The 7,456-nt window shown below is 69.4% G+C and carries 6 protein-coding genes and 1 tRNA gene; 6 read left to right on the top strand and 1 reads right to left on the bottom strand.

Annotated elements, in window-relative coordinates:
- Nucleotides 1-114: 114 nt before the first annotated feature.
- Entirely contained in the window at nucleotides 115-891 is a 777-nt protein-coding gene (locus VHD82_RS26280; protein WP_013676755.1) for a lysophospholipid acyltransferase family protein, read from the top strand.
- A gap of 15 nt (nucleotides 892-906) precedes the next feature.
- Here VHD82_RS26280 and VHD82_RS26285 read toward each other — a convergent pair whose 3' ends face one another.
- On the bottom strand, nucleotides 907-1,848 hold the full coding sequence (locus tag VHD82_RS26285) for an acyl-CoA desaturase (protein ID WP_325709435.1): 942 nt from the start codon (nucleotides 1,846-1,848) through the stop codon (nucleotides 907-909).
- Nucleotides 1,849-2,013: 165 nt separating this feature from the next.
- Here VHD82_RS26285 and VHD82_RS26290 point away from each other — a divergent pair.
- The 5 genes from VHD82_RS26290 to VHD82_RS26310 all read left to right on the top strand — a co-directional run bounded on the left by VHD82_RS26290 (nucleotide 2,014) and on the right by VHD82_RS26310 (nucleotide 7,263).
- Nucleotides 2,014-2,085, top strand: a tRNA-Gln gene (locus VHD82_RS26290).
- Between the two features lie 99 nt (nucleotides 2,086-2,184).
- A complete protein-coding gene (locus VHD82_RS26295) occupies nucleotides 2,185-3,864 on the top strand; it encodes a GGDEF domain-containing protein (protein ID WP_325709446.1) in 1,680 nt (559 codons plus the stop codon).
- A gap of 44 nt (nucleotides 3,865-3,908) precedes the next feature.
- Nucleotides 3,909-5,390 (top strand): bifunctional UDP-N-acetylglucosamine diphosphorylase/glucosamine-1-phosphate N-acetyltransferase GlmU, encoded by a 1,482-nt coding sequence (gene glmU, locus VHD82_RS26300; protein ID WP_325709437.1) that lies wholly within the window; start codon nucleotides 3,909-3,911, stop codon nucleotides 5,388-5,390.
- On the top strand, nucleotides 5,380-6,360 hold the full coding sequence (locus tag VHD82_RS26305; protein ID WP_325709440.1) for a ribose-phosphate diphosphokinase: 981 nt from the start codon (nucleotides 5,380-5,382) through the stop codon (nucleotides 6,358-6,360). The genes glmU and VHD82_RS26305 overlap by 11 nt, the downstream gene beginning before the upstream one ends.
- A 60-nt stretch (nucleotides 6,361-6,420) precedes the next feature.
- A complete protein-coding gene (locus VHD82_RS26310; RefSeq protein ID WP_325709443.1) occupies nucleotides 6,421-7,263 on the top strand; it encodes a TIGR03621 family F420-dependent LLM class oxidoreductase in 843 nt (280 codons plus the stop codon).
- The last annotated feature ends 193 nt before the right edge of the window (nucleotides 7,264-7,456 follow it).

Raw genomic sequence — 7,456 nt, forward strand, 5'->3', positions numbered from 1 at the left:
ACCCGGTGCGGCGCGTTCCGCGCGTCGACCATGGGCGAAGATCGGGGGAGAAGACCGATCCGACCCGCCGGGCGAGGGCCCCTGCCCGGGCCCGGAGCGCCTGGAGGACCTGCGATGGCCGACACCGACCGCCCCCTGACCGTCCGGGAGAAGCTGCGGCTCACCCTGCGGCGACGTCGCTCGGGCTCGGGGTTCTGGTACGGGCTGGGCATCGAGCTGATCTGGCCGTTCGCGATGTTCCTCCCGAAGATCGTCTTCCGCGGCGGCGAGCACGTCCCGCGCTCGGGCGGCGCGCTGCTCGCGCTCAACCACGTGTCGTTCGCCGACCCGATCTTCGACACGGCGTTCGTCGTCGCGAACGGGCGGATGCCGCGCTACCTGGCCAAGTCGGAGCTGTGGAAGGTGCCGGTCGTGCGGTCGGTGCTGGCCGGCGGCAGGCACATCCCCGTCCACCGTGCGACGAGCCGCGCGACCGACGCCTACCGAGACGCCGTCGAGGCCCTCAACCGCGGCGAGGTCGTCGCGTTCTATCCGGAGGGCACCTACACCGCCGACCCCGACGGCTGGCCGATGAAGGCGAAGAACGGCATCGGGCGGATCGCCGTCGTCACGGGGGTCCCGGTGATCCCGGTGGCGAACTGGGGCACCCAGGAGGCGCTGCCGCCGGGGGCCTTGCCGCGGCTGTTCCCCCGCAGGCGGGTGCGTGTCGTCGCGGGGCCACCGGTGGACCTCTCGGCGTTCGTCGGCAAGCCGCGCACCCGCACGAACCTCGACGCCGCCACGGCAGCGATCATGACCGACATCACGAAGCTGGTCGCCGACCTGCGCGGCGAGCAGGCTCCCGACGCGGCGTACGACCCGGGCCCGGAGCGCCCGGCCGCCGCGAGCTGAGCGGCCCTGCCCGTACTAGGCCTCCCGGGCGATCCGCTGCAGCCGGCGCTCGGTCGGCCAGCGCACCGCCGTCGCCCAGCCGAGCTTCTCGAAGGTCCGGATCACCCGGGCGGAGATGTCGACCTGGCCGCGTTTGACGCCGTGGCGGGCGCAGGTCGGGTCGGCGTGGTGCAGGTTGTGCCAGGACTCGCCGAAGGACAGGATCGCCAGCGGCCAGAAGTTCGCCGACTTGTCCCGAGCGGTGAAGGGCCGCTCGCCGATCATGTGGCAGATCGAGTTCACCGACCACGTCACGTGGTGCAGCACGCACACCCGGACCAGCCCGGCCCAGAAGAACGCCGTCACCGCGCCCCAGAACGACCACGTGACCAGCCCGCCGATCAGCGCCGGCACGGTCAGCGTCAGCAGGGTCCACAACCAGAACAGCTGGTCCACCTTCTTGATCGCCGGGTCCTTCAGCAGGTCCGGGGCGAACCGCTCGGCATTGCTCTGGTCGCGCTCGAACAGCCAGCCCATGTGCGCGTGCCAGAAACCCTTGGCGATCGCCCACGGCGAGGTGCCGAAGGCCCACGGCGAGTGCGGGTCGCCGTCACGATCAGAGAAGGCGTGGTGCCTGCGATGGTCGGCGACCCAGGTGATCACCGGGCCCTGCACGGCGAGGCTGCCCGCGATGGCCAGCGCGACACGTAGCCAGCGCTTCGCCTTGAACGAACCGTGCGTGAAATAGCGGTGGTAGGACACGGTGATGCCGAGCCCGCTGATGCAGTAGAAGATCGCGAACAGCACGACGTCGGTCCAGCTGAGCCCCCACCCCCAGGCGAAGGGTACCGCGACGACGATCGCCAGCAACGGCAGCAGCACGCCGAGGTACACGGCGAACTGGACACTGAAGGGCCGCTGCCCGTTGATGACCGGTTTGGGGCCTTTGGTGGCCGGGGGTTCGAGGGTAGCCGTCATGCGCAACCACACTTCTTCCTGCTCAGCACCCTGAGAAAGGGTCACCTAACCTACGTCTGCGTAAGTTACGGTACAGGAGGTTTACCCCGCTGTGGAGGGCCGAAAACACCGGCCAACCCCTGCACCCGGGCGGGTTTCCAACATCGGTATTCTGACCAGGCACGATCCGCCGTAGTGTAATTGGCAGCACTTCAGATTTTGGTTCTGACAGTTCAGGTTCGAATCCTGGCGGCGGAGCTGCCGTCCCGGCCCCGACGACAAGAAGGGGGTGCCCCGCTGGCAGGCGAGAGCGAACAGCACAGACGACCGGCTCTGGCGGAGCTGTCCGACGCCTGGCTGGTGGGGCGCGCCCGGGAGCTCATCGCGGCGGTGCAGCACACCGATCATTCCGAGCAGCTGGACATCGTCCGCACGATCGACGAGCTGCTCGACGAAACACAGCGCCGGGGTGAGCCGGTCCTGGTCGCGCAGTTGCTGCGCTCCGCCGCGATCGCCCGGCTGGTCACCCGTGGCGTCGCCGCCGAGGCGGAACCGCTGCTGGACGAGATGCTCGCGCACACCCGCAGGCACGGGCTTTCCTTGTACCGCGCCGATGCGCACGCGCTGCGCGGCCGCCGGCTGGTGCTGGCGGCGCAGGAGGACGCGGCGCTGACGGAGATCGCCCGCGCGCTGGCGATCCTCGACGATTCCGGCACCCCGGACATGCAGATGCCGCGCCGCGAGTGGGCGAAGATGCAGTCCAGCGCGTTCATCGACTGCTGGCTCGTGCTCAACCAGCTCGGTGTCTACGAGGCCGCCGAGGAGGTCATCGCCAGGGCGCACCAGGCGGTCCGGGAAACGGCGGGCCCGCACGAGATCACCCTGCAGCTGATGAACCGGGTCAAGATGCTGCTCGGCTGGGCGCTGCGACTGGAGCGCGTGGAGCGGCACTCACAGGCCGCGACCAAGTTCGAGACGGCGGCGTCGATGGCGGTCGCGGTCGAGGCGCCGTTCGCCGAATCGCTGTTCCCGCGCCGGATCGGCGTACCAGCGGTGGATCAGGTCGGCGTGCTGGCGGCGGCGCTCGCGCTGGCCGACCCCGACCCGTCGCACAGCGAACGGCTGCAGCGATTGCTGACCGGGCCCGGCTACCCGCACGAGCAGGTCATCGTGGCGATCGCGCTGGCCCGCTGCCTGGACGCCGAGGGCAGGCGTGACGAAGCGCTCAAGGTGCTGCACGCCATCCGGCTGAACCTGGATGAGGACAACTCCCAGCCCTCGATGCGGCTCAACCTGATCCGGGAACTGGCAAGGCTGGACTACCAGTCGCACGCCGAGGCGGAAAAACTCGGCCCGCTGCTGGAGTACTCCACGGCGCTGGAAGTGGAGCTGTGGTCGCTGCGCGAGTCGCAGATGGCCACTCTCAACACCCGCCGCGAGCACGAGCGCCTGTCCGCGCAGCACGGCGCCATCAGCCAGCAGGCATTGCAGGATCCGTTGACGGGCCTGCCGAACAGGCGCGCGCTCGACGAGCACCTGCGCACGCTCTCGGCCTCCACCACGGCCCAGCCGCTGGCGGTCGCGCTGATCGACCTCGACGGGTTCAAGGGCGTCAACGACGAGCATTCCCACGCCGAGGGCGACGACGTGCTGCGCGTGGTCGCCTCCACGCTGCGTGACGCGCTGCGCGGGGACGACATCGTGGCCCGATACGGCGGGGACGAGTTCATCGCGCTCCTGCCTGGCGCTCCCGTCTCGGCCGCGAAGCAGGCGCTCGGTCGCGCGGTGAACGCCGTGTCATCCCTGCCACACCATCTGTCGCACGGGGTAACCCTCTCCGTCGGGCTGGTGTCGCTGCGTCCGCAGGAGCGGGCCGATCAGGTGCTCTCCCGCGCCGATGCCGCGATGTACCAGGCAAAACGCGGTGGCGGGAACCAGGTGGCGACAGCCAGCACCATCCCCGGCGAAGGTGGCTCGGGGTGGGCCGAGGTGGACCTCCACGCCGACCCGGCGCCGACGCTCGAAGAGCACCCGTAGGATCGTCTGCCGGTAAGGGAAGCCGTCTGCAGTTTGGGAGTGCCGTGACCGGCCCGCTCACTACGTTGGTCCTCGCCGCAGGCGAGGGCACCCGAATGCGCTCCGCCACCCCGAAGGTGCTGCATCCGCTCGCCGGACGGCCATTGGTGGAACATGCGGTCCGCGCCGCGGCGGGGCTGGAACCGGACAATCTCGTCGTTGTCGTCGGGCACGGCCGCGAAGCCGTGACGGCGCACCTGGCCCAGGTCGGGAAGGCACTGGACAGGCCCGTCGCGGTCGCGGTGCAGGAGACCCAGCAGGGCACGGGGCACGCGGTTTCGTGTGCGCTGGACACCCTGCCCGGAGAGCTCACCGGCACCGTGGTGGTCAGCTACGGCGACGTGCCGCTGCTCGACACCGAGACGCTGGCGACACTGCTCGACGAGCACCGCGCGCAGGGCAACGTCGCGACGGTGCTGACGGCCGATCTGGAAAACCCCACCGGCTACGGGCGGATCGTCCGCGACTCCGCCGGCAACGTCCGCAGCATCGTCGAACAGCGTGACGCCGACGAGGAGCAGCTGCTCATCACGGAGATCAACTCCGGGGTGTACGCGTTCGAAGCCGCGCTGCTCACCGAGGGCCTCACCCGGCTGTCCACCGACAACTCGCAGGGTGAGCTGTACCTGACCGACGTGCTCACCAACGCCTGCGCCGACGGCCTGCGCGTCGGCGCGCTGGTCACCGCCGACCCGTGGCTGACCGAAGGCGTCAACGACCGGGTGCAGCTGTCGAAGCTGGGCGCGGAGCTGAACCGGCGCCTGGTGCGCAAATGGCAGCTGGCCGGCGTGACGGTGGTCGACCCGGCCACGACGTGGCTCGACGCCGGGGTCACCCTGGCCCGCGATGTGCTGCTCGAACCGGGTGTGCAGCTGCGCGGCGGGACCTCGGTCGGCGAAGGCGCGGTGGTCGGCCCGGACAGCACGCTGACCAACGTCTCGATCGGGGCCGGCGCGCGCGTGGTGCGCACGCACGGTTCCGACTCCGAGATCGGACCGGGCGCGAACGTCGGCCCGTTCGCCTATCTGCGGCCGGAAACGAAACTGGGCCGGGACGGCAAGATCGGCACCTTCGTGGAGACGAAGAAGGCCGACATCGGGCCCGGTTCGAAGGTGCCGCACCTGACTTATGTCGGGGATGCGACGATCGGCGAGCACAGCAACATCGGCGCGGGCAGCGTGTTCGCCAACTACGACGGCGTGCACAAGCACCACACCACGATCGGCTCGTACGTGCGGACCGGTTCGGACACCACGTTCGTCGCCCCGGTGCAGGTCGGCGACGGGGCACACAGCGGAGCGGGCACGGTGATCAGGCGTAACGTGCCGCCAGGGGCGCTCGCGGTGTCGACCGGACCGCAGCGCAACATTGAAGGCTGGGTGGCCCGGCGCAGGGCGGGTACCCCCGCGGCGGAAGCGGCGGCAGCCGCGCTCGCCGCGGACGAAAAGGATGTACAAACCGAGCGGGAGTCGTCAGATGAGTCCTAAGTCCGGCACGCCGAAGAAGAACCTCATGCTCTTCTCCGGCCGAGCACACCGGGAGCTCGCGGAAGAGGTGGCCAAGCACCTCAACGTGACGATCACCCCGCAGACCGCGCACACGTTCGCCAACGGTGAGCTGTTCGTGCGCTTCGAAGAGTCGGTGCGCGGCACGGACGCCTTCGTGATCCAGAGCCACACCACCCCGATCAACGAGTGGGTGATGGAGCAGCTGATCATGGTGGACGCGCTCAAGCGCGCCAGCGCCAAGCGGATCACCGTGGTGGTCCCGTTCTACCCGTACGCCAGGCAGGACAAGAAGCACAAGGGCCGCGAGCCGATCTCGGCACGGCTGATCGCGGACCTGTTCAAGACCGCGGGCGCGGACCGGATCATGACCGTGGACCTGCACACCGCGCAGATCCAGGGTTTCTTCGACGGCCCGGTGGACCACCTGTTCGCCCAGAGCCTGCTGGCCGACCACATCAAGAAAACCTACGGCGACGCCGACATCGCCGTGGTTTCGCCGGACTCGGGCCGCGTGCGGCTGGCGGAGAAGTGGGCGCAGCAGCTGGGCGACCGGCCGATCGCGTTCATCCACAAGACCCGCGACCCCGACAAGCCCAACCAGGCCGTCGCCAACCGCGTGGTCGGGAACGTGCAGGGCAAGCTGTGCATCCTGATCGACGACATGATCGACACCGGCGGCACGATCGTGAAGGCGTGTGACGCGCTGCTGGAGGAGGGCGCGGCCGACGTCGTCATCGCGACCACCCACGGCATCCTGTCCGACCCGGCGACCGAGCGGCTGTCCAACTGCAAGGCACGCGAGGTCATCGTCACCAACTCGCTGCCGATCCCGGACGAGAAGCGGTTCCCGAACCTGACCGTGCTCTCGATCGCGCCGATGCTCGCCGAGGCCATCCAGCAGGTGTTCGAGGACGGTTCGGTGACGAGCCTGTTCGACGGCCACGCCTGATCGTTCCGCCCGCCGCGAAAGCGGGTGCGGGTGTGGGCGCGGGGGCAATACCTTGCCGGTATGCGTGCATTCCGGTTCGGTGTGAGTCTGCGGTCGGTGGACGGCGAGTTCGTCGCGAAATGCCGTCAAGCCGAGGAATTCGGCTATGACGTGATCACCATTCCCGACCATCTGGGCGCCCCCGCGCCCTTCCCGGCGGTGACCGCCGCCGCGGTGGCCACTTCCCGGGTCCATGTCGGCCCCTTGGTACTGAACGTGCCGTTCTACAACCCGGCATTGCTGGCCAGGGATGTCGAGTCCACGACGAAGATCGTCGGCGACCGGTTCGAGCTGGGTGTCGGTGCCGGCCATATGAAGGCCGAGTTCGACAGCGCCGGTTTGCCTTGGTGGCCGGCGAAACAGCGGATCGAATATCTGGACAGCACGCTCGCGCAGCTGCGCGAGCGGCTGGATTCGTTGCCCCCCTTGCTGATCGCGGGCAACAGCGACGGTGTGCTGAACCTCGCGGCCGAACAGGCGGACATAGTCGGCTTCGCCGGGTTGAAGCAGGCGCCCGGCAGGCCTCCGGGAAATTTCCTGCTCGCGAGCGCGGCCGAACTGGCGGAGCGCGCGGCCTTCGTCCGTTCGCGGACCCAGGCCGCGGAGTTCAACATGCTTGTGCAGCAGGTGATCGTGGCCGAGGACCCGCGGCCACGGCTGGCGGACTGGCTCTCGCGCATTCCCGGCGCCACGCAGACTGTCGACGATCTGCTGGCGGCGCCCCAGATCCTGGCCGGGACGGTTGGTCGGATCGCGGAGACTCTGCTGGAGCGCCGGGAGCGCTTCGGGTTCAGCTATGTGACGGTGTTCGAACCCTTCATGGCGGATTTCGCACCGGTGATCAAGGCCCTGTCGGGTCGCTGATCTTCCCGGGGGAGTCGGGTGTCATCCCGCGGCCTGCCAGCCTGATGCCCAAAGGTGGGTCGGCGGCTGCTCACCGCGGAACACCCCGGCGTGCCGTTGCGCGAACTCGGCGAACGTCGTCGGGCGCACGCCGAACCGCTCGTGCGTGCTCAGATCGACGCGCGATTCATCGGAGCCCGCCCGCCGCTCGGCG

Source organism: Amycolatopsis sp., assembly GCF_035546795.1.
Lineage (GTDB): Bacteria > Actinomycetota > Actinomycetes > Mycobacteriales > Pseudonocardiaceae > Amycolatopsis_E.